Consider the following 23,824-nt stretch of genomic DNA (forward strand, 5'->3'; position numbering starts at 1 on the left):
TTACAATGAATAGGGAAGTCTAAGTATAAAAGTACTTCCTTTGGATTGATTACTACTAAAGTTGAGATCACCCCCTAATTTTTTGGTGAATTCTTTGGTGATAGTTAATCCTAAGCCTGTACCTTCAATGTTCAAGACATTATTGGCTCTAAAGAAAGTTTCAAATAAATGTTCTTGGTCTTCTGGAGGAATACCTATCCCATAATCTTTTACGGTAATGGAAAAAAATGAAGGATAATACTTTAAATGAAGCTCTGGCTCTTGGGCATTAGCAGAATATTTAAAGGCATTGTTGACTAAATTACTGATAATATGGCTTAATAAAACAGGGTCAGTAGATATTTCCTTGTATTCTTCGCTCAAGAACATCCTTAGTTTCCTACCATCTTTTCTATTGGTGTAATATTGACTATTAATATCATTCAAGAATTTATTAATGTTAATAGGGTGAGGTTTAACAGGCAATTTCCCGTCCGCAGTTTTGCCAATGATTAAAATATCTTTCAACATGCCCTCTAGTCGACTAGTCTGGAGGATTATTTTGTCGATATGCATTTTAATTTTATGTTTTAGAACATTATCGCCAACAATCTGTTTGGTGTGAAAATCCAATAAGTCAGCACTTGTGACAATGGCCGTAATGGGCGTTCTGAATTCATGAGAAGTCAGAGAAATAAACCTTGATTTTAGGTTACTAATTTCCTTTTCTTTAGCAAGAGAGATTTCTAATTTTCGTAAATTCTTACGGTCTTCCTCTGCAATCTTTCTTTCTGTAATATCAAAAGATATTCCATTATACGTGATTTTATCTTCTTTAATTATCGGACTTGCTAGTCCCTGAAACCATTTTTTCCTACCATCTCTTGTTTCTATTTCTCCTTCATAGTTCCATTCTTTTTTGTTGAGAATAGCCACTGCGATAGAGTTGAAGAAAGCATTCCTTTCTTTATGAGAAATTTTTATTTTTGATGCCCAGTCTTTATCATTTATCAAAGTCCCAAATATCTCATGACCTTTATCGCTTAAATAAGTGAAATAAGAAGAACCATCAGGTTCAACACAGAATTGGAAAACAATACCTGGCGAGTTTTTAGCTAAATCGCTAAACATTTTTTCGCTTTGTTGTAATTGCTTGTCCGCTAGTTTACGCTCGGTAATATCTGTTAATGAACCAGCCATTCTTGAAGGACGATTTTCTTCATCCCACGTAGCTTGCCCACGAATTAAAAACCATCGATAAATATCTGTTGTAGTTTTTAGCCTAAACTCATGATGAAAAATATCATGTTGTTCAAGGTGTCTGTTAATAGCAGAAGTAACCGAATCTACATCATCATTGTGGCTCGATTCTTTCAAAAAAGTAAGAAATGGAATATTGAGGTATATTTCATCATGAGGGTACCCCAACATATCCCTAAATCTATGAGATAAATAAGTGATATTGTGCGCAATATCCCAATCCCAAATTCCGTCACTAGACCCTTTTACGGCGAGGTCAAATCTTTCTTTGCTGATATTCAGCTCAATAGCAGAGAGTTTTTGATTACTAATATCCGATAACGCCATTACCAGTCCATAGTTCTGATTCGTTTTGTTCTCTATGGGGTATAATCTTACGTAATACCAGTTCGTTGTGCCATTGGGTTGGGGGAAATTGATTTCATATTCAATCTTCTTGCCTTCCAAAACGGTCAGCATCATTTTCTGAAGGATAGGTTTTCTTTCTTCAGGGAAATAATCTAAGATAGGAGTTCCTATTTTCGCTTTTTTATTGGCATTAAAGAAGTTCTGCGAAGAAATATCGCTAGCAATTTTATTAAATGAAACTACATCTAAATGATTGTTAATAAGGATGTAGCCAGTATCAGTTGTGTTAAAAATAGCTTGGAGGTTTGCTTCAGATTCCCATAATTTTTGTTCCGCAATTCTTTGTTCAGATACGTCTCTCAATAATAAGGCAGCCCCTACTATTATTCCATTTTTTGAGATAGGATTTGCTTTAATTTCAAAATGTATTTCTTCGTCACCATTAGGCTTTAAATCGGGTAGTTGCAAATCAGTCGTAAAGTGTTCCCCTTGGAATACTCTATCGTACAAATCTTTCCAAAATTCTTTTAGTGCATCAGGCATTGGAGTTTTAAATACTGAATCGCCAATATTATATTTAGTCTCTAATGAAAAATCCAAACTCTTTAGGAATGCATTATTCATAGTGATTAACCGATAATTAGTATCTATACTCCAAATACAATCGTCTGTACTGTTAATCAAAGCCTCGTAATTACTTTTCTTTAATTCTAAATCTCTAGCGATTTTGATAACATCCGTAACGTTTTCTACTAAAGATAATATAGAAATCACTTTGCCATTTTCATCTTTTAAGATAGAATTGTGCCAATTACAATAAATAGTTTCTCCTGTTTTTGTTAGATTTCTATTTTTTGAAGTCAGCCTATTTACTCTTCCACTCAGCATTTCATCAGCATACACGCTTACTTTAACGACATCACTTTCGTGAATAATATTTATTTCAGATAATGATTTTCCCACAATTTCAAAGGCTTTCCAGCCAAAAATCACTTCCGCTTGTTCTGACCAACTTTTTATGGTCAAAGTACTATCCCAATTAATTACCCCTAATGGCGAGTTCGTATAATGAAAGTTAAGTTCATTATTTAGCGACTGTAATTGTTTTTCATAGTTTTTTTGGTCAGTAATATTGGTCAATGAAATCATTACACCAATAATTTCATGAAAAGAATCCCTAATTGGGAAAAACAGAACCTTATACCACCTATCACCACTAACAAAGGGAATAAACATTTCTGTTTTTATTTCTTCGCCAAGGATAGTTTTAGCGAAGTGTTCGTTAATAAGGCTATGTGTGGAAGGATGCGAGTAGTCAAATATATTCGCTCCTTGATGGTATTCTTTGTGTAATAATTCCCTAACTCTCTTTTGAAAAATCTTATTAGAATCGATGATGTTTTTATCTTTATCTAATAAAATAATAGAATCTAGGGTGTTGTTTACATAAGTAGAAAGGATTTTCTCTGAATGAAGAAGCTCCGATTTTTTATTAAATAAAGATTGAGCTTGTCTCGCCAGAATCTGCAAGCTATTAATTTGTCGGGAGCTTAATTTTAATATTTTAGTATCAAGAATACACAGAGTGCCTAGTATAAATCCTTTTTGATTTTTGATGGGAATACCTAAATAGAAACGCACATAAGGCTCACCTATCACGAAGGGATTATTTTTGAAGCGGTCGTCATTAAGTGCATCTTCCACTAGGACCATAGACTCTGTTTGGATGATGTGCTTACAGAAAGAGTCATTGCGAGATACTTCGCAAAAGTCAATACCAATTTTTGATTTAAACCATTGGCGGTCTGAATCCATAAGGCTAATCAAAGCAATAGTAGCACCACTTATCTGTATACCTAAAGTGATTATATCATCAAAATCTTGGTCGGCGGGAGTATCAAGTAAATTTAATTCCTTTAGGGCGGACAAACGAAGGATTTCATTTGAAGAAATTTGACTATCTTCCATTACTATTGTTTATATAGGTTAAATCACATCTTAGGGCCTACTCTTTAATACTTATTTAGCAGTACAGTATTTTTAGCAGTTATATTATTTATTGTACTTCAGCAATTACATTTTGAATAGCATTTACCAAATCTTTGCCTCTGATAGGCTTTGTTAAATATTCATTGGCTCCGCTTTTTATTCCGTTTTCATAATCAGAATTTTCAGCATGTGCAGATAGTAAAATAAAGGGTAAATTAGCCCACTTTTCTTCGGCACGGACATTCTTCAAAAATAGTAAACCATTCATACGGGGCATTCTTATATCAGAAACAATTACATCTATATATTCATTTTGAAGAATTTCCATCGCTTCTTCACCATCCTCAGCAGGGATGACGGTAAAATCAAATAACTCTAAAATCTCAACGTAATTGTTCCTAAGAACAACGTCGTCTTCAACAAATAATATTTTAGTTTTCATTGTGTGATTTATAAAGTAAGTTTTTCATAAATAAATGGTTAATTAATTTACAATAATTTTTGTCTTCTTCAAAGAAAGAGTTTACAAATTTTAATAAGGAAGTTTTAACGTAAATATACTTCCAACTCCTTCCTCGCTTTCAAAATCTATCGTTCCGCCTAGTTTTTCGGTAAATTCTTTGGCAATACTTAATCCTAAGCCCGTACCCTCTGTACTAATTACATTCGTTGCCCTGAAGAAAGTTTCAAATAAATGTTGTTGATCTTTTGCCGGAATACCCATTCCATAGTCTTTAACAATGATAATAAAACAATGTTCATTGTAGAGTAACTGAACCTCAGGACTTTTGTTTACCCCGCGTGAATATTTAAAAGCATTACTGATTAAATTATTCATGATATGGAGTAATAATGATTCATCAGTCAAGATTTCTTTCTCTTCTTCTGGCAAAATCATGGTTAGCTTTCTGTCCTCACGAAGGTTAATATATAATTCTTTGGTTAATTTTTCTAAAAAGGCTTTAATAGCTATCGCTTTAAGCTTTACAATGATTTTGCCTTCGGCGGTTTTTTCTAAGGTTAGTACATCCGCCACAATGCCCGTCAGTCTATCCACTTGCGAGGTTATATGATTAATGTGCTCCTGTATTTTATTTTTTATGAACTCATTCCCTACCTTTTCCACATACAAGGTTAATAAATCTGCACTACCTAAAATACCCGCAAGGGGTGTGCGGAACTCATGTGAGGTTAATGAAATAAACCTTGATTTAAGAAGATTTAATTGCTTTTCTTTCGTCAACAAAACCTCTAACTTCTGAAGATTCTTCGCATTTTGTTCTGCTATTTTGTACTGATTGATATCTTGGAAAATACCATATACTCTTTTTACTTTTTCGCCTTCCAATTCTGCTTTTCCGATAACTTTTACCCAAGTTCCTTCATGTTGAGCATTCACAATTTGTACTTCAATTTCAAATGCTGTACCTAGTTGAATACAATTGTGAACAGCATTGGTGATGAGCTGCCGACTAATTCCTTCTTTATAAAATAACAAACTTTCTTCAATAGTTGGTTGAAGATTATAGGGTATATCGGCAATTTCTTTGATTACTTTAGACAAATAAATGGTATTAGAAGCCACATCTATAGACCACCCACCCACACGTGCTACTCTATTGCTTTCTTCAAGCAAATCTCTTGTTCTTTTTAGTTGTTCCTCTGCTAGCTTTATATCAGTGATGTCTTGAAAAGTACCATATATTCTTTTTTTAGTTGGAATGCTGAAATCAGCTTTGCCGATTACCCTTACCCATATTTCTCTGTTTTTAGCTGTAATCAATTGTACTTGCACATCGAATGGTGTTTCAAATTGAATACAATCAGAAAAAACTTTCTTGATTTTTTCTCTGCTATAACCTTCTTTATAATGGCTTATGCCATCTGAAACATTAACAGTAGTAGCGTCTTCATCAAATTCATGTATTTCTCTTGTAATCTGTGACCAAGAAGCAATATTAGTATTGATGTCTGCCTCCCAACCGCCTATTCGTGCCACTTGATTGGTTTCCTGAAGGACATTTCTAGTTTGCTTCAATTCCTCCTCTGCTATTTTCCTATCTGTAATATCGCTCATATAACCATGCCATATTACACTATCACTCAATCGTTCGGGTGTTGAAGTTGCCTTTAGCCACCTCTCTTTTTGTGAAGGTAAAATTACCCTAAACTCAATATCTGTTAAAGCTAAGGTTTTGTAGGTTTTTTGAATTTCCTTCATCACCATTGCATAGTCCTCAGGGTGTATGAGTTTAAACAATGCTTTAGTCCTTTCTTCAGGATTTAATTTTTCTAATCCCTGCGAATAAATGAGCTGTCGAGAAACATACGAGAAAAAGTAGCGATTGTCATCAAAAAGTTGAAATTGATACAATGTTCCTGGTACTTGCTTGGCTAAACGCTCCAACAATTTTGATGATTTCTCTCTGGCAATTTCAGATTTTTTTAACTGATTTATATCTTGAAAAGTACCATATACTCTCGTACAAACACCATTAACGAAATCAGTTTTAATAATACTTCGCAGCCAAATATGTCGTTGCCTAGCAGTAATAATCTCTAATTCCAAATTAGACGTAATCCCTTTTTGAATACCTTTTTTTAGCGCCATCAAAAAGGTTTTTTTACTCTTAGTTTTGAAAAACTTAAGAATTTTTTTCAAATCAGGACTGAACTCACTCGGTAAATCATAGATTTTTCGAGTAGTATCTGACCAGAACAAAATTTTACTGGCAGGGAAATATTCCCAACCTCCTATATTAGCTACTTCACTGACTTCTTCTAATAACTCTTTGGTTTGTTTAAGTTGGTTTAATGAATCTACTTTGGCTGTAATATCATTAATTACCAAAATCGTTTCTTTATTATAAGGGTGAATACTAGAATTGATGCTTGTCCAATACCATGAACCGTCCTTTCTTTTTAGTCTTATTTCAAGATTAACAAAGGGAATACCCGTAGCAATCGTTTTCCTAACGGCCTGAAGTGCTGGTGCAATGTCTTCATCTAGTACAAAATCTAAATACAATTTGCCCAATATTTCATCAATGTCATATTGATATAGTGTTGTAACGTTTGGCGATACAAAGGTGATGATTCCAAGGTGATTTACTGAAATCAGTAAATCGGTCATGTTTGAAACCAAAATAGATAAATCGTTCTCCGTCTTTATTAGTTCAGAGACATTATGACCTACGCAAAGTATCTCAATTGTTTTTCCTTCTTCGTTTATCAGCCCTGTAAACTCCCATTGATTCGTTATTATTTCTTGTTGCTTATTCTTTTTTCGAAGAATTACTTTAAAAGGTTTTGAAGGATACAAAAAGCATTTTAAGACAGTCTCCTGACAAATCGCTCGGTCTTCTTCAATAATTGATAATAATCTATTTGTACCTAAAATTGCTGTTTTATCAACACTAAAAACCTTATGAAAATAATCATTAATATAGGTGTAATTTCCATATAAATCTGTTTTTACTACATACAAAAACTCACTGTTTATAATAGATTCGCCTATAGATGTATGAAAATTATTATCTGCTTTTTGTGGAGGACTAACGTCATGCTGTAGGGTGTTTGCACCTAATATTTTACTAATGTTTCCATCCGCATCATATATATGCTTTAAGGAGCAACTCATGTTGATAATACTCCCACCTTTATGGACATAATAGGTAGTGATAGCATCAACATAACATATAGTGTTATGGTTATTTGATGAGAGGAGGGAAAGCTCTTTCTCTTTAAAAATATCTAACCATTGATTTTGTAGGATGTTGTATTCCGTATCTGTATGATAACCAAGTATAGATGCTAACTTAGGGTTTACCCAACAATCGCTATGAGTTTTGGCATCCCAAAACCAAAATCCATCAAGTGCAAATTCTTGAATAAAGTCAAAAATGGTTGAATCAGCTTGAATAAGTGCTATAAGCTCATTTTTTAAATAATTTGCCATATTTATAAACTTATATTACTTGCAAATTTATGACAAAAGTTATCATAAGATAAAATGTTTTTACGCTAAGTAAGAAAACAAAGTAAATTATTTGAATATTAAAATTAGAGGCTTATGTTCAGCAATTTAATTAAAAGGAAGTCTATTTACAATGACGAAAAGTAAATTATAATCAATCCTTTTTTGTGTTTATGTGATGGCTGTAGGTAGGAGTAATAGAGTGTAGAAAAAGTAAGTTAAAAGGCTAAAAAATAAAAATTAAATAATTGATTTTCAGGTAGAAACGTTAATGAAAAATTGCTATTGTTCTGAAAATAAGGGCGATAACGTTGTTAGGGTGCCAGTAGCTTTCTACTCTTATTTGTATCATTAGAGAGGGACTTAAGTTCCTCTCTAATAATACAAATAAAGATGTAAAAAGACAATATGCTATACTTAAATGCTATAAGGAAATATGAGCGTAAATTTACACCCTTTTCCTTCTTCACTTTCAAAACTAATTTCACCATGTAGCTTTTCCGTAAATTCTTTGGCAATATTCAATCCTAAGCCCGTTCCCTCGGTTTTTATTACATTACTAGCTCTGAAAAAGGTTTCAAATAAATATTTTTGCTCAGTTTGTGGAATGCCTATCCCGTAATCTTTTACATTAATACAAAAATGATTATCAAAATAAGTTAAATGAATTTCGGGGTTCTGGTATATGCCTCTGGAATATTTAAAGGCATTGCCAATCAGGTTATTCATGACGTGCCGTAAGATAGACTCATCTGAAATTATTTCTTTTTCTTCACTAGGAAGAAATAATGTTAGGCTTCTATGTTCATTGGGTTGATATTGAAATTCCTGAGCAATATTTTCAAGAAACTCTTTAATCAACAAAGGCTGTTTTTGTAAAACAATTTTGCCTTCTGCGGTCTTTTCTAAGTTTAATATATCGGTGATAATCCCTGTTAGCCTATTAACCTGCGTAATAATATTATCTAATTGTTTATTCGTTTTAAATTTTATTTGGGCATCTTCTATTTTGCTAATGTAAACATCTAATAATTCCGTACTTCCCAAAATGACTGATAAGGGCGTTCTGAACTCATGAGATGTGAGCGAGATAAATCTTGATTTTAGCTGATTTAATTGCTTCTCTTGGGTCAGAAGGATTTCTAAATTCTGTATATTTTTTTTATTCTCTTCCGCTATTTTAGACTGGTGAATATCTTGAAATGTGCCAAAAATTCGTTTGATTTTGTTGTCTTCCATTTCAGGTTTTCCTATCAGCTTCACCCAAATTTCTTTTTGTGTGGTAGTTATTACTTTAGTTTCTACTTCAAAGGGTGTTCTATATTCTATGCAGTTCTGAATGGCATTTTCTATTAATTCTCGGCAAAAGCCTTCTTTATAAAAAGCAATTCCCATTTCAAAGGTGGGATTAAAATCTAGGCTCACTTCAAGAATCTCTTTTATTACATCAGACCAATAAATATCCCCTGTGGCTACATCAAATGACCAGCCCCCAATTCTGGCTAGCTTATTGGTTTGTTCTAATAAAGCTTTTGTTTTCTTGAGTTGTTCTTCAGCAAGCTTTGCTTCTGTAATATCTTGAAAAGTACCATAAATTCTTTTTCTATTTGAATCTGAAAAGTCTGCTTTACCTACGCTTCTCACCCATATTTCTTTGCCAGTGACCGTAATGAGTTCAAGCTCAACATCATAGGGTGTTCCCCAATTAATACAGTTTTCTATGGCATTGGCTATCACCCTTCTACTTTTATCATCTTTATAAAAATTAATCCCGCCTTCAATAGTAGGTTGATACCATTCATCAAGCTCATGAATCTCTTTCGTAATTTTAGACCAATACAACGTACCTGTGCTAATATTAAGCTCCCATCCACCAATTTTAGCTACCTGATTAGTCTCTTGCAAAAGTGTCTTGGTTCGGGTTAACTCTATTTCTGCGTGTTTTCGGGCTGTTATATCATTAAGTACCATGATGGTTTCCTTGTTCAGCGGATTGATACTAGAATTGATATTTGCCCAGTAATAAGAACCATGTTTTTCTTTTAACCTAATTTCTAGGTTTTTAAACGGCACACCTGAAATCAATGCGTTTTTTATCGCATGTATGCCTGTTTCTAAATCTTTATGATGAATGAAATCCGCATAAAATTTCCCTACTATTTCGTTTACTTCATAATCGTATAGCTTTGTAATATTGGGTGAAACGTACGTAATAATACCACGATTATTGACAGAAATTAGTAAATCTGTCATGTTTGCTACCAATACTGATAAATCATTCTCTATCTTAACATGATCAGAAACGTTGTAACCGATGCATAATATCTCAAAAGGTTTGCCTTCATCATCTATTAGGGCTGTAAATTCCCATTGATTAGTAATGATTTCTCTATGTTTATTTATTTTTCTTAGAAAGACAGAAAAAGGAGTAAGTGGACTCCTAAAGCATTTCATAATAGTTTCTCTGTATACTTCATGGTCATCTTTAATCACAGAGAGCATAGCGTTTGTTCCTAGCAAAGATTCTTTATCAGAACAAAAAAACTGATGGTAGTTGTCGTTAATGAAATTATAATTATCATAAATGTCGGTTTTCATGACAAATAAGACATTACTGTTTTTGATAGACGTACCTATTGATTTATAAGTTTTATCAGAAGTTACCTGTGGGAATTCATAATGTTGGGCAAGTGTATTAGCACCCAAAAGTCTATGAGGATTTCCTTCACCATCATAGAAAATCTTACAAACACAGTTCATCGCCACTGTTGAGCCATTTTGATGAATATACTTCAATAAATACTCAGGATACGGAGTATTATTAGCAGTTAGTCTAGTAGGGTTTAATAAATCATTATCAATGAAAAAGCCTATTAATTGATTTACAAATACAGAATACTCAAAAATAGCATTGTAGCCTAATATCAATTCAATTTCTGAGCTTATCCAGCAGAAATTTGATACCTCCAAATCCCAAAACCATAAACCGTTTTTCGCATTTTTTTGAACAAAATCATAAAGTTCTTCATCATTTTTTAGATGAAGGTCTAATTCATTCTTTAAGTAGTTTGTCATAACATTAAAAAATATCTCGTCGTAAGGAAAGAAAACAGTTTTATCTCCTCTTATTGGTTAGAAAGAGTGAAAAACACAGAGGTAAAATGGTTTAATAATATTAATTGTAATTTAAATATACTCTTAATTTATGCAGATACAGTGATTTATGCAATAATAAATTAAAGCAATCTCGATATAGGGTAAGTTTTGGATAAAAACAGTATTGATTATACTTAGTACCAATAAGGCTTTTTTGATGAAATACGCTATTGTTTAAATACAAAATATGTTGAAAATAATTATACTTTCAATCAGGTTACTGGCAGCAATATTATATCATTAAACCTGTTTTTTATCGAGAACAGAAAATAGGGGATGTCGTTTTGGGGTAGGCAATGATGAACTTATACTTATTAATAATCTTTTGCTTGAAGCAGAGTTATTCAGTAAAATGCTTATCCTTAAGAAGTGACATCAGTCCCTTCTCAAGGATAAATTCAAATTTTATAGGGTTGTCAATAAAACAATTATTTAAGCTGTACCTTTTACTAAAGCTTTTAATACATCATCATTTACATTGCCAAATAGTGAAATCCCAGCCGCACCATTTTTTAACGCCAACTTGATGCCTTGAACAATTTCGTCATTACTATCAAAATCGGGTAAATACAAGCCAGCATATAATGGAAATTTTCCATGTAATGCCTTTACGCCTTCTTCTACGGCATCGCCAATCCAACTTACGTCTTCTTTATAAAACTTATGGTAAATCATTGGGCATACAGCCGATAAATTCCAATTTACCCAATCTTGTCTTACAATTCTTTTAGCTACTTCTGGCGTAGGGAAAACTGCCGCAGTAATAGGTTTCTTAAAGCTTGCCGCCGTTTTAGCTAAATGATTTACCAGACGAGTAACATTGTCATATCTGAATTTACGCCAAGATAAATTTTGGTCGGGATTCTCTACCGTTTTGATGTCAATCCCTTTCAATTCTTTGAATTTAGCCTGACAAACATCACAATAGCAAAAATCGTATTCAGGCAATTCTTGATTTTGTTTGATACCATATACTTGCCATAGATTTACCGCTAAAATTACATCGCAGTACCGTACATAATCTAGATGAATACCATCTACATAAGGCCTGCTCAATTCCGTTTTAACAACATTTTCTAAGTAGTCTCTTACCTCAGGACGTGACGGACAGAGCCATCTATAATAGTTTACATAAGGAGGGTTAGTAGCACAAGATTCCCCCTTGCGGTTGATAGCATACCATTCTGGATGAGCCTTCAAAAGACTTTCTTCACCTCTATTCAATGTCCAAATCCAGCGATGAGTAGTTAATCCTTGTTTTTTGGCAATTCTAAAATGTTTTTCATCGTCGGCTTCAAAGAAAACACCCGTGATGCCATGTGCTTTATATTTTTTATAACGTTCAGTAAGTACGTCTTCTGTTTCCTTATGGTCAGGGTTTATCCAAACCCAGTTTTTTAGTTGAGTGCTTTTTTTCTCAGGAACTAAAGGGCGTGCTTGAAGTAAATTAGCACTTTGCCCAACAGCTAATGCTCCTAAGCCCATTTGTTTTAAGAAAGTACGTTTTTCCATTGCTTTGTTTTTTGTTGAAGATTGTTACAATTATAAAGACTTCAATTTGCTTATCTTGAGGAGGCTGTCCTGATTGAGGAATATTTTATTGTTTTCGGCTTTGTCAATAATCGTTATTACAAAAGCTTGACTAGTAGCTTCTATTTCGATGCTGTGTACTAATTCGCTAGTTTTAAGAACAGTAGGGTCTATCGCCAAAAGCGATAATTCTTTGGCATACTGGTGATTTTTAGCAAAGTACTCCTTTTGGTGATGATAAATATCCCAAGCTATTTGTTTTACTTTTTCAATGTCAGGGATAGAGAAATCAAAATCTTCTGCCCCTACTTTTTTATCAGAAAACACTAAGTAGCCCCAATTTTCGGGCATGTGCATGTCAATTTTACCTTGTGGAGACCAAACCCAATTGTATTCTGGAAGCACACCTTGTCCATCTTCTTTTTTCTTGCGACTATACTTACCCGCCTGCACATCATGATTCCATTCAACCCTTGAAAAATTTATTCGCCAAAGCGACAAATCCTCTGGTTTGTTTAAATAATTATCTAAGCTGATTGAAGCAAATGGAATCGCCATTTCTATTACCCAACGTTTATCCGTGTCTGTGGCATTGTTTACTGTTCCCTCTATACTTACCGCTGTCTTAAGTTGTTTAATATCCCAACTTATCAAGGCATTGCCACCATTTCTGTAGGGCTTTGGCAGAAATAAATCAAAGGTATTGTTGATAGCGTTTATTTCTAATTCAAAGTAGTTTTGGGCATCTCCGTCTGGATCAATAAAAACTTCAAAGTCGTTTTCTAAAAAAACAATCTGATCTTTTTTGTTTTGATACGCCCAGATATTTTTTTCTTCAAGTTCAGCAGCTATATAAAGATGCGTATCATCCCATAAAAGCTTAGCCCTAGTAGCTTGCAAAGGCTTAGGCTTTTTATCTCCTTCAATATCCACAAAAAAACTTGTCCACTTAGCTTTTTGCCATGCTGGTTCAGAGAGCTTACCGTCAATTTTTAGGGGTTCTGTACTTCGGAAACAATGGTATTGAAGAGGTTCAGGAACAACTTGGGCGAACGAAGAGCACAGTTTCAACCCAATTATCCCAGTAAGGAATAATTTTTTCATATACATTAAATTTGGATAATTGTCGCGATTTTGCTCGTTGGATATACAAAACCACGAATCGCTTGTAATAATTAGTTAAACAAAGTAAGGATTAATTACTTCTAATTACTAATTATAAGGGAAGGAAAAGCCTATAAATACTCAATAAACTAGTAAAATAGGCATAAATGACTAGAAAATAGGAGAGGTTTGTTTGATTTAAAAATCAAATTCGGTATTATATTGCTTATTGTTGATAATTAATTAATAATAATTAATCTTAATCAATCAACCATTATCGCAATAGCGTAATACTTCCCTGACTGTTATAAGTAGTGCCATCATTGAGTTCTACCTCTACCTCATAGGCGTATATGCCTGCGTCTGAAGGTAAACCATTGTGTGTGCCATCCCACCCGTAACTTGCTTGTGAAGGAACAATGTTTTCTTTCCAGAAAATAACTTCTCCCCATCGGTCAAACACTTTCATGTTTTTGATTTGTTTGACACATCCAGAGGCAAAAGCGTAAAAAATGTCATTGTTACCATCATTATTAGGCGAAAAGGCATCTGGTAGAAAAACCAACCCACAACTCCTTACGGAAATATTGGCTACTTTTATTTTCTCACATGCTTTGCCGTCTAAACTACTTACATAAACAGAATATTGTCTGGTTGTTGTGGGGCTAGCCCACGTTTCCGCACAATTAGCACAACTTAAATCAGTCGTGGGTTGCCATAAATAAGAATAATTCCCCGTAGTGGATACAATGGCTTTTAGGAGTACTTTATCACCCGAAAGGATACTAAAATCTTTATTTTGTAGGGTGACATCAAAGTCAATCACTTTCAGGTTAGTAGTAACAATACTATCGCATTGCCCAGCATTCTTAATTGTTGTAGTATATACACCTGTGGCATTATAAACTTCAGGGCCAACCTTTAAAGTAGTACCTGCACAGATGACAATATCTTGATATTTTTTAAGAAGCGGATTGACGGTAAGATTCAAGGTGACGGTACTGTCGCAAATATTAGTCCTTTGTATATTTTCAATAAATGTACCGCTTGTTTTGTAATCCTTAGTACCAAGGGTATATTTTTCGCCTTCACAAATTTTAGCAGTTATTGTATTATACGGGTGTTGGTATTTAATGGTATAGTCTAAGTTTAGTTCGCAAGAAGGGTCTAAGCTCGACTGTGGAAGTATTTTAACTGAATATTTATCTCCTAATTTTGCTAATACTTTAATAGAAGGGGTGGTTTCGCCATTGCTCCATGTATATTTTTCAAAACCATCAGGAGCACTTAATGTCATATAACCATCAGCATCTGGACAAGCGGCAATAGGTTTTACTTCTGATTTCAAACATTGTGCATCAAAATATGCATAGCCAAAATGTTTTTGTTTTGTACAACCATGAGCCGTCACTTCAATATTAATTCTTTTTCCAATATAGTTTAACAAGTTGATAGAGCCAACCGTCCAGTTGCGGTACTCGATATTACCCCCACTATTATAATTTTGGACACTAAAATTAGAAGCAGTTCCAGACCTTGAAAGTTGGATGTTAAAATTACTACAAGTCAACGGGTCACCGTTTTCATCCGTAATGCTGATATTGAAGGCTGGTTTTTGTGCATCAGTATGGTTGTTATTATCATTTTGAAGAATAACTGCAAACTTATATTGAAACAAGGTGTTGTCTTGTGTCACCATAAAAGAAGTTCTTAATCGATGATATACACCTCCAGGCGTAGTTTCGGTTGTATTCCCTAACTGAATCGAATAATTACTTCCAGGTGCTACCATCGAAATTCTTTCATTCGTTATTTTCGGGTCAAAACCACTTGAACTATTGGTAATCTTATAAATTCCTCCAGATTGTTCAGGACCAAACTCTGTCTTTGTGCCATTATCAGTAACGGTTCCTGAAGTAACAGTCCAACCACTAATATTACCAAGCTCAAAACCGATATTTGTACAGTCTGTTTGTGCAAAACTGTAAACAGTTGATAAAACAAAAAATATGCTAATGAATAAAAGTTTTTGCATTTCAATCAGGTTATGAAATAATCCAACAGAATTTTAACTCATGAATTTACAAGAGAGATCATTATTAATTTTAAGCTGTAGGTAAGGTATAAATCTTAATAAAAGGGAGCAATGTGTAGTAATTATATAGACAGGTAAAGCAGTAGAAAGCGTTGCATGGAAGAATTAGATTTACTAATCAGGATAAAGTTATAAAATCTATTGATTAATTTAAGTAATTGAACTAAAAATTTAGCTTTCAAGGCTATAGACTCATCAAGTGTAATTGACAATATGACATACTTTAATATTGATAGTAATAAAAAGCAAACTTTTGACGCCATCGTGATTGGCTCTGGAATTAGTGGAGGGTGGGCTGCAAAAGAGTTAACAGAAAAGGGTTTAAAAACGTTGGTTTTAGAACGAGGGAGAGATGTAAAACATGTAACCGACTATCCAACTACTATGATGAACCCTTGGGAGTTTGAACATCATGGAAAAGTACCATTGGCACTCCATGACGAATATAAAATTCCACGCGACCATTATATTTTCGGAGAAAGTACCTTACATTTTTTAGTAAAAGATGCAGAACAAGAATATATTCAAGATGACCCTTTTACTTGGATGCGAGGTTACCAAGTAGGAGGGAGGTCGCTACTATGGGCAAGACAAACTCAACGATGGAGCAATTTTGATTTTGAAGGGCCTGCTCGCGACGGATTTGCGGTAGATTGGCCTATTCGCTATGCAGATATTGCTCCTTGGTATAGCTATGTTGAAAAATTTGCAGGAATTACAGGTAATAAAGATGGTTTACCTGAATTACCAGACGGCGAGTTTTTAGCACCCCACGAAATGTCATGTGTTGAAAAACATTTTAAACAGCAAGTGGCTAAAAACTATGCAACCAGTAGGCATGTGATTATCGGAAGAGCAGCGCATATTACTGAAAGCAAGCCCATTTATGTAAAGCAAGGGCGTGGAAAATGTCAAAACCGTACTTTATGCGAAAGAGGCTGTCCGTTTGGGGGATATTTTAGTAGTAATGCTTCCACGATTCCTTGGGCAGAGAAGACAGGGAATCTTACCCTTCGCCCGCATTCAGTTGTACATTCTATTATCTATGATGAGCAAAAAGGCAAAGCTAAAGGGGTGAGGGTAATAGATGCTATTACTCGAGAAATGACGGAATTTTATGCGAACATCATTTTCTTGAATGCCTCTGCCATCAATTCTAATCTTATTTTGTTGAACTCCATTTCAAAGCGTTTTCCAAACGGCTTAGGGAATGATAATGGACTATTGGGTAAATACATTGCTTTTCATACCTATCAAGGCAGAATTTCAGCCGAGTATGATGGGATGTTAGATGCTACGACTGACGGTCGTAGACCCAATGCAAGCTATATACCAAGGTTCAGAAATGTATTCAAACAAGAAACTGACTTTCTAAGAGGTTATGCTGCTGGCTTTTCCGCTTCGAGGAGTCCTATTCAGTCTTATGATGAAATGGGCGAAAACCTGAAAAGGGACTTGTTGAAGGATGATTTAGGCTTGTGGAAAATAGGCTCACACATGATGGGCGAAACCATTCCTAAAGAAGAAAGTACTGTGAGGTTAGACCCACACTTGAAAGATAAATATGGGATTCCACAATTAAGAATATCAGTAAAGTTTGATGAAAACGACCGCAAAATGATGAAGGATTTTCATGAACAATTTGCTGAAATGTACACGAAGGCAGGCTTTAGTAATATTCAGTTACACGAAACCCACAGAATGCCGGGTTCAGAGAATCATGAAATGGGAGGAGTCAGAATGGGCAAAGACCCCAAAACGTCGTTGCTCAATAAATGGAATCAGTTGCATAGTTGTAAAAATGTATTTGTAACGGATGGTGCTTGCATGACATCTACGGCTACTCAAAATCCATCACTTACGTATATGGCACTCACTGCTAGGGCTGTTGACTATGCTGTAAAGCAGATGAAGGCACAAAAGTTGTGAGGAGGAAGAGATTAGAGACTAGACACAAGAAATTAGACATAAGACACAAGATATAAGACTCAAGAAATTAGACAATGACAAGTGGTAAATTGTGATAAGAAAGTCCATTCATGATTTGGAAAATCACTCAATCACTAATTCACAACTCAACCACAATTAAAACCTCATGAATACAAATACCCGTCGGGATTTTCTTATTAACTCCCTCGCCATAGCAGGGTTGGCTATGCTTGAAGTTTCTTTGGATTTCAAGAAAACCAAGCCCTTATTATCGTTTTCAACACTAGGCTGTCCTAATTGGTCTTTTGATACCATTTTGAAATATGCCGTAGCGAATACCTATGACGGTATAGAAATCAGAGGAATCCAAAAGCAATTGGATTTGACAAAATGCCCTGAGTTTAGTGCAGTAAATATTGCAGAGACTAAAAGAAAGGTAGCCGATAATAAGTTGAAAATTGTCGATTTGGGTTCTTCTACAGAATTGCACCATGCCAATCCTATCAAACGCAAGGCGCAATTAGACGATGCTAAACGGTTTATAGATTTAGCATCAAAGCTAGATTGCCCCTTTATAAGGGTATTCCCTAATGATTTACCCAAAGAACAACGAGACGACGAAACCATTGATTTAATCACAAAGGGATTATTGGAACTTGGCGACTATGCCAAAGGCTCGTCGGTTACCGTTCTATTAGAATCTCACGGAAAAGTTATTCAGGCTGATATCCTATTAAAAATAATGAAAGCATCCGAACACCCTAATGTTGGGATGGTTTGGGATATTTTTAATATGTGGTCTGTCACCAAAGAAAGCCCTACTTTTGTTTACCAACAATTGCATCAATATATTCGCCATACGCATATCAAAGATGCCAATTTGGTCAATGGCAAAGAAGAATACGTACTATTGGGTAAGGGCGAAACGCCCCTCGCAGAAGCAATAAAAGTATTGACAAAAGGTGGATACAAAGGTTATTATAGCTTTGAATGGGAAAAACTTTGGCATCCAGAAATTCAAGAACCAGAAATAGCGATTCCTGATTTTCCGATAGCCATTAAAAAGTACTTTTAGTATGCCATTTTGGGTTTTCAATATGATACAACCGTAAATAATGGCGTTTAGAAATTTTGTAAGAAGGATGTTGAAGTTTATTGATAATAAAACTAAGTCCTATAAAGCCCGAACTGATTGCTACGATAGTAGGATTTATAACAATAGGCGGGCTTTTGAGTTGGTTTAGTACATCAAATGAAAATAAAAAAACGCCTGCTCCGCCCAATGCCCCAATACCTTTTAGGGCAAATAGTTGTTTTTCCCCATGAGAGTATATTTTTTTAATCTCCCTGAATTTTATTTCTTGAAGATCAAAAATACTATGTTGGTTTTCATAAGGAAAGTAAAAAAATGAGCTATCGCTTAGCTGAACGATTGTGAGGTGTTGTTTTTTTCTATTGCTAAACGTTTTGAAAATAATATCACTACCTTCATGAAAATGGATATTGCGTGTTTTGCCTGTCATTTGCAACGTAAGACAACGAAAAGGTTGTTTTGACTCTGGAGGTTTCTGAGCACACACAAAAGTTAATGGTAGGAAGAAAAAAATAAGTAAAAAATTAGTTTTCATATAGTCATGCAATTAATGTTTTGCTGAGAACGACCGACTTGATTTTGTATTTTTAAAATGATAAATATTAAGATTTTTTAACATTTGATAATTGATAATGAAGTACTTAGTAGAAAACTATAAAATCGAAAATTCAATTTGTATCTTTGTATAAATGTTATTAGATTAGTTTTTATAATATTTGGTTTATTGGGTCAGTGCCGAATATTATTCTGCAAAACCTAAGAAAGCCAATTAAAATAATTATTTTTGGGTTCTTTTATCCAAAAAATCAGTTGAAATAAGTTTTTAACAAGAAAAAATTAAACTATGTCAAGTTTATCTTCTCAAAAAGGCGTATTGCATGGAGATGCAGTGCAAGAGCTCTTCGAAATCGCTAAAAAGCACCAGTTTGCTTTACCAGCCGTAAACGTTACAGGAACAGATACAGTAAATGGCGTTTTAGAAGCAGCAAAAGCCGTAAATTCACCAGTAATCATCCAGTTCTCAAATGGTGGAGCTCAGTTTTATGCAGGTAAATCGTTACCAAACGGTAAACAAGAGGCTTCTATTGCAGGTGCTATTTCAGGTGCTCATCACGTACACCAATTAGCAGAGGTTTATGGTGTTCAAGTGATTTTACACACTGACCACTGTGCTAAGAAATTATTACCTTGGTTAGACGGTTTGTTAGACGCTGGCGAGAAGTTTTATGAACTACATGGTAAGCCATTGTTTTCTTCACACATGATTGACCTTTCTGAAGAGCCAATCGAAGAGAACATCGAAATCTGTAAAACATACCTTGAGAGAATGGCTAAATTGGGTATGACACTTGAAATTGAATTAGGTGTAACAGGTGGAGAAGAAGATGGCGTTGATAATTCAGACGTAGATTCTTCAAAATTATATACTCAGCCTTCAGAAGTAGCTTATGCTTATGAAGAATTGAGCAAAATCTCTCACCGTTTCACGATTGCCGCTGCTTTCGGAAACGTACACGGTGTTTACAAGCCAGGAAACGTAAAGTTATCTCCAGTTATTCTTCATAATTCTCAAGAATTTGTGAAAGAAAAATATGGTTTAACTGCTGAGAAACCAATCAACTTCGTATTCCACGGTGGTTCTGGTTCATCTCGTGAAGAAATCCGTGAGGCACTTTCTTATGGAGCTATCAAAATGAACATTGATACAGATTTACAATGGGCATTCTGGGAAGGTATCTTAGGATACTACAAAGCTAAAGAAGGTTATTTACAAGGACAAATCGGTAACCCAGAAGGCGAAGATTCACCAAACAAGAAATACTACGACCCACGTGTATGGTTACGTAAAGGTGAAGATACTTTTGTAAGCCGTTTGAAATTAGCTTTTGAAGATTTGAACGCAGCGAATGCTAATCAATATTTATAAGAGTCTATGAGTTTAGAGTTCAAGGTTTATGAGTTTAAAGTTTCGTTTTTAATTCTATTGTATTACTCTACTTTAAACTTTTAACTCATAAACCCTAAACTCATAAAAAAAGAGTCAGATTTCATTATGATGAAGTCTGACTCTTTTTTTATGGATAATTTTTGAGGTTCACTATTGAAATTTAGAAAAATCTCCTTAACTTTGCACCCCAATTAAAGAGCAATTATGTGGCTGGGCAATCTGTATGAAGCAAGCAATTGTTTATCAGACCTTTAAAGTTACCGCTGGTTGTCTTTTGGATAAATTATTTAAGAATTTAACAGCAAAATAATCAAGAAATGAACGAGTTAATTAAATTCGTAGAAGCTGAAAATGCTGCACGCCGTGCAGAATTGCCCGAGTTTTCAGCAGGTGATACCATCAATGTTTACATCAAAATCCGTGAAGGAGCTAAAGAGCGTATTCAGGTATTCCAAGGAACTGTAATCCAACGTCGTAATAGCGGTGCTGGTGAAATGTTTACAGTACGTAAAATTTCAAACAGTATTGGTGTAGAAAAAATCTTCCCTTTATTATCACCAAACATCGAGAAAATCGAAGTATTGCGTAGAGGTAAAGTTCGTCGTGCTAGATTATTCTATCTACGTGGAAAACAAGGTAGAGCTGCAAAAGTTAGAGAATTGGTTAAGAAAAAATAATCATACTGATTTTTCAATAAAAAAAGGTCGTTCAATATTGAACGACCTTTTTGTTTCTAACCAAAAAATACTAAAATACATAACTGTTTTTTTCAATAGCCGCTTCTGCAACTCTTCTGCGTGCTTCTTTTAAATTGATAGGTTCTATTTTAGTAAAACGTTTCAATCCCATCAACATCACACGAAGTTCGTCGCCCTCGGCAAAGCTTGTAATCGCTGCTTTGCCAGCATTATTTGTTTTCTCTACAGCAGTGTGTAAGTAAATTAAAGCCGCATCTTTGTGTAAAGCACACGCAGCTTCTCCACGCACAGCAATCAATTTTTCAACCCTTAATAAGGTTGATTCAGCAATATAAAGCTCAATCATCATATCTGCCAGATTCATGATAATTTCTTGTTCTTGTTCAAATTTCATCATGAATTTTTGTAAGGCAGCACCAGCCACCATCAAAATGGCCTTTTTCAGATTTTTGATTACCTTTTTCTCCGCTACAAAAATACCTTCATCATCCGAAACACTAAAATCTGGAATCGACATAATCTCTTTGCCAACTTCCATCGCAGCAGGCATCAAATTGATTTCGCCTTTCATTGCACGTTTCACAACCGTTCCTACAGCAAGCAAACGATTGATTTCGTTAGTACCTTCAAAAATCCTGTTAATCCTAGAATCTCTGTAAGCTCTGTCCATTGGTGCTTCCGCCGAAAAGCCCATACCACCATAAATTTGTACACCTTCGTCAACAACATAGTCTAATACTTCCGACCCATGTACTTTCAGCATCGCACATTCAATGGCAAATTGCTCAACACCTTTTAGTTTTGCCTGAGCCGACTCTACACCCGATGCCAATAAATCTTCAATGGCATCATCAATGTTTTGTCCAGCACGATAACATGCTGATTCAGAAGCAAATACTTTTACATTCATTTCGGCAATTTTATATTTTATTGCACCGAAATTGCTGATAGAAGTACCAAATTGTTTACGTTCGTTGGCATAATTTACTGCTTTACCAATAATACCTTTAGCCGCACCCACTACCGCCGAAGCCAATTTAATACGACCTATATTCAAGATATTTACCGCAATTTTGAATCCACCTTCACGTGTATATAGCTGATTTTCAACAGGCACTTTGCAATCATTGAAGAAAATCTGACGAGTAGATGAGCCTTTTATTCCCATCTTGCGTTCTTCTTCATTCATCGTAATACCACCAAAACTTTTTTCAACAATAAATGCTGTTAAAGCTTTATCATTATCAATTTTAGCAAAAACGATAAACAAATCGGCAAAACCACCATTGGTTATCCACATTTTTTGCCCATTGATGATATAATGTTTTCCATCTTCCGATAAAACAGCCTTCGTTTTCCCCGAATTAGCATCAGAACCTGAATCTGGTTCAGTTAAGCAATAAGCCGCTTTCCATTCGCCAGTGGCTAACCTTGGCAGGTATTTAGCTTTTTGTTCTTCAGTTCCATAGTATAAGATAGGTAATGTACCGATTCCAGTATGAGCCGATAAAGCTACTGAAAATGAATGGCCACCCCCACAAGCTTCCGCTACCAACATCGAGGTATTAAAATTCATTCCGAATCCACCGTATTCTTCAGGAATAGCTGTTCCTAACAAACCAAGCTCGCCAGCTTTGTCCATTAGTGAAACCATTAAATCAGTATTTTTGGCATAATCGATATCATCTAAACGTGGATGCACTTCTGTACGAAGAAAATCCAAGCAAGTCTGTGCAATCATTTGTTGCTCTTCTGTAAAATCTTCAGGAATGAAAATTTGCGAAGCGTCAATGTCTTTAATTAAAAACTCACCCCCTTTTATGGAAGCTTTATTAGCTGTGATTGTCATGTCTTTATAAATTTATTCTGAATAAAAGCCTAAAATATGATGCTTACATACTATTTTATGTAAAGATAAGCAATAAAAAAAATGTTATGCAAGCATAACATTTAAAATTATTTTCGCACTCTCTAATTCTTTAAATAAACTCATCTTCGCCAATGTTATCAGCTTTATAGCCGGCAGTATCGATATCTACTACTTCACTAATTTTTTGCATTACTTCAAAGAAAATCTCCAATTTTTCAGCCCCAATTTTTTCATAAATAGCATTATTAAATAATAATACACCTTCTCGTGCTTTATCTCTTTTCCTTTTTCCCTCTTCTGTCAGGTAAACCTTTACTACCCTACGATCTTCCTCGTCGGTTTCTCTTCTTATCCATTTTTTATCCTCCAAAGATTTTAACATTCTTGTTAAACTACGGGGTTCTAACCCCAAAGCAGGAGCGATTTTGGTAGCAGGAGTCCCTTTTTTATCAATATTCAATAATACATAACCAATTGCCATCGTCATGTCGAATGGAGCGGCAAATGAATTATACATTCTGCTAATGGCGTGCCAACCAGATTTGATGTGATAATCTACAGTTTTGTCTGCTTTCATATTGGTCAATTATTTATAAAGGAATGGGTTCTGTTTTGGATATTTTAATGTTATGCTTGGCATAATATGGTAAAAATGGAGAGGAAAAAATTATTATGCAAGCATACTACTAAATTAATCATTTTGTCGACATTATCACTTTATCAGTAAAGACTAAAAATCAAAGATTGTTCAATCAAGATGTTTTCAGGTATTTTGCCTCAGACGAGTTAATTGCTACGTTTAAAAATATAGAACACAATGATAGTATTATAAGCAAGTACATAAATGTT

At 34.6% G+C, this 23,824-nt stretch carries 14 protein-coding genes; 4 read left to right on the forward strand and 10 right to left on the reverse strand.

What is annotated here, in order from left to right; all coding sequences use genetic code 11:
- The 7 genes from J2Y60_RS04700 to J2Y60_RS04730 form a co-directional block, all read right to left on the reverse strand.
- Entirely contained in the window at positions 1-3,555 is a 3,555-nt protein-coding gene (locus J2Y60_RS04700; RefSeq protein ID WP_309914000.1) for a PAS domain S-box protein, read from the reverse strand.
- A gap of 88 nt (positions 3,556-3,643) precedes the next feature.
- Complete coding sequence (locus J2Y60_RS04705; RefSeq protein ID WP_309914003.1) at positions 3,644-4,018, reverse strand: response regulator; 375 nt, start codon at positions 4,016-4,018, stop codon at positions 3,644-3,646.
- A gap of 90 nt (positions 4,019-4,108) precedes the next feature.
- Positions 4,109-7,534, reverse strand: a complete 3,426-nt coding sequence (locus J2Y60_RS04710) for a PAS domain-containing protein (RefSeq protein ID WP_309914005.1) — start codon at positions 7,532-7,534, stop codon at positions 4,109-4,111.
- A 435-nt stretch (positions 7,535-7,969) separates the two neighbouring features.
- Positions 7,970-10,627: a PAS domain-containing protein gene (locus J2Y60_RS04715; RefSeq protein ID WP_309914008.1), complete on the reverse strand. Its 2,658-nt coding sequence runs from the start codon at positions 10,625-10,627 to the stop codon at positions 7,970-7,972.
- Between the two features lie 513 nt (positions 10,628-11,140).
- Entirely contained in the window at positions 11,141-12,220 is a 1,080-nt protein-coding gene (locus tag J2Y60_RS04720; RefSeq protein WP_309914011.1) for a family 10 glycosylhydrolase, read from the reverse strand.
- A 30-nt stretch (positions 12,221-12,250) separates the two neighbouring features.
- The gene (locus J2Y60_RS04725) at positions 12,251-13,342 is read right to left on the reverse strand and encodes a carbohydrate-binding family 9-like protein (RefSeq protein WP_309914013.1); all 1,092 of its coding nucleotides are present in this window, start codon (positions 13,340-13,342) and stop codon (positions 12,251-12,253) included.
- 274 nt (positions 13,343-13,616) lie between these two features.
- Positions 13,617-15,377, reverse strand: coding sequence for a gliding motility-associated C-terminal domain-containing protein (locus J2Y60_RS04730; protein ID WP_309914018.1), 1,761 nt, complete (start codon positions 15,375-15,377; stop codon positions 13,617-13,619).
- Between the two features lie 273 nt (positions 15,378-15,650).
- Here J2Y60_RS04730 and J2Y60_RS04735 point away from each other — a divergent pair, with 273 nt between their 5' ends.
- The gene (locus tag J2Y60_RS04735; RefSeq protein ID WP_309914021.1) at positions 15,651-17,366 is read left to right on the forward strand and encodes a GMC family oxidoreductase; all 1,716 of its coding nucleotides are present in this window, start codon (positions 15,651-15,653) and stop codon (positions 17,364-17,366) included.
- 166 nt (positions 17,367-17,532) lie between these two features.
- Positions 17,533-18,441 (forward strand): sugar phosphate isomerase/epimerase family protein, encoded by a 909-nt coding sequence (locus J2Y60_RS04740; RefSeq protein ID WP_309914024.1) that lies wholly within the window; start codon positions 17,533-17,535, stop codon positions 18,439-18,441.
- On the opposite strand, the gene J2Y60_RS04745 is transcribed toward J2Y60_RS04740, so the two are convergent.
- Positions 18,425-18,994, reverse strand: a complete 570-nt coding sequence (locus J2Y60_RS04745) for a hypothetical protein (protein ID WP_309914027.1) — start codon at positions 18,992-18,994, stop codon at positions 18,425-18,427. The two genes, J2Y60_RS04740 and J2Y60_RS04745, sit on opposite strands and share 17 nt — an antisense overlap.
- Before the next feature lie 309 nt (positions 18,995-19,303).
- Here J2Y60_RS04745 and fbaA point away from each other — a divergent pair, with 309 nt between their 5' ends.
- Entirely contained in the window at positions 19,304-20,386 is a 1,083-nt protein-coding gene (fbaA, locus tag J2Y60_RS04750; RefSeq protein ID WP_309914031.1) for a class II fructose-bisphosphate aldolase, read from the forward strand.
- Positions 20,387-20,724: 338 nt separating this feature from the next.
- Positions 20,725-21,084: a 50S ribosomal protein L19 gene (gene rplS, locus J2Y60_RS04755; protein WP_309914035.1), complete on the forward strand. Its 360-nt coding sequence runs from the start codon at positions 20,725-20,727 to the stop codon at positions 21,082-21,084.
- A 70-nt stretch (positions 21,085-21,154) separates the two neighbouring features.
- On the opposite strand, the gene J2Y60_RS04760 is transcribed toward rplS, so the two are convergent.
- Together J2Y60_RS04760 and J2Y60_RS04765 are read right to left on the reverse strand one after the other, a co-directional pair.
- On the reverse strand, positions 21,155-22,954 hold the full coding sequence (locus J2Y60_RS04760; protein ID WP_309914038.1) for an acyl-CoA dehydrogenase family protein: 1,800 nt from the start codon (positions 22,952-22,954) through the stop codon (positions 21,155-21,157).
- A 130-nt stretch (positions 22,955-23,084) separates the two neighbouring features.
- Complete coding sequence (locus J2Y60_RS04765; protein WP_309914041.1) at positions 23,085-23,552, reverse strand: MarR family transcriptional regulator; 468 nt, start codon at positions 23,550-23,552, stop codon at positions 23,085-23,087.
- Between the last annotated feature and the right edge of the window lie 272 nt (positions 23,553-23,824).

This window comes from Arcicella sp. BE140 (genome assembly GCF_031456255.1).
GTDB classification, from domain to species: domain Bacteria; phylum Bacteroidota; class Bacteroidia; order Cytophagales; family Spirosomataceae; genus Arcicella; species Arcicella aquatica.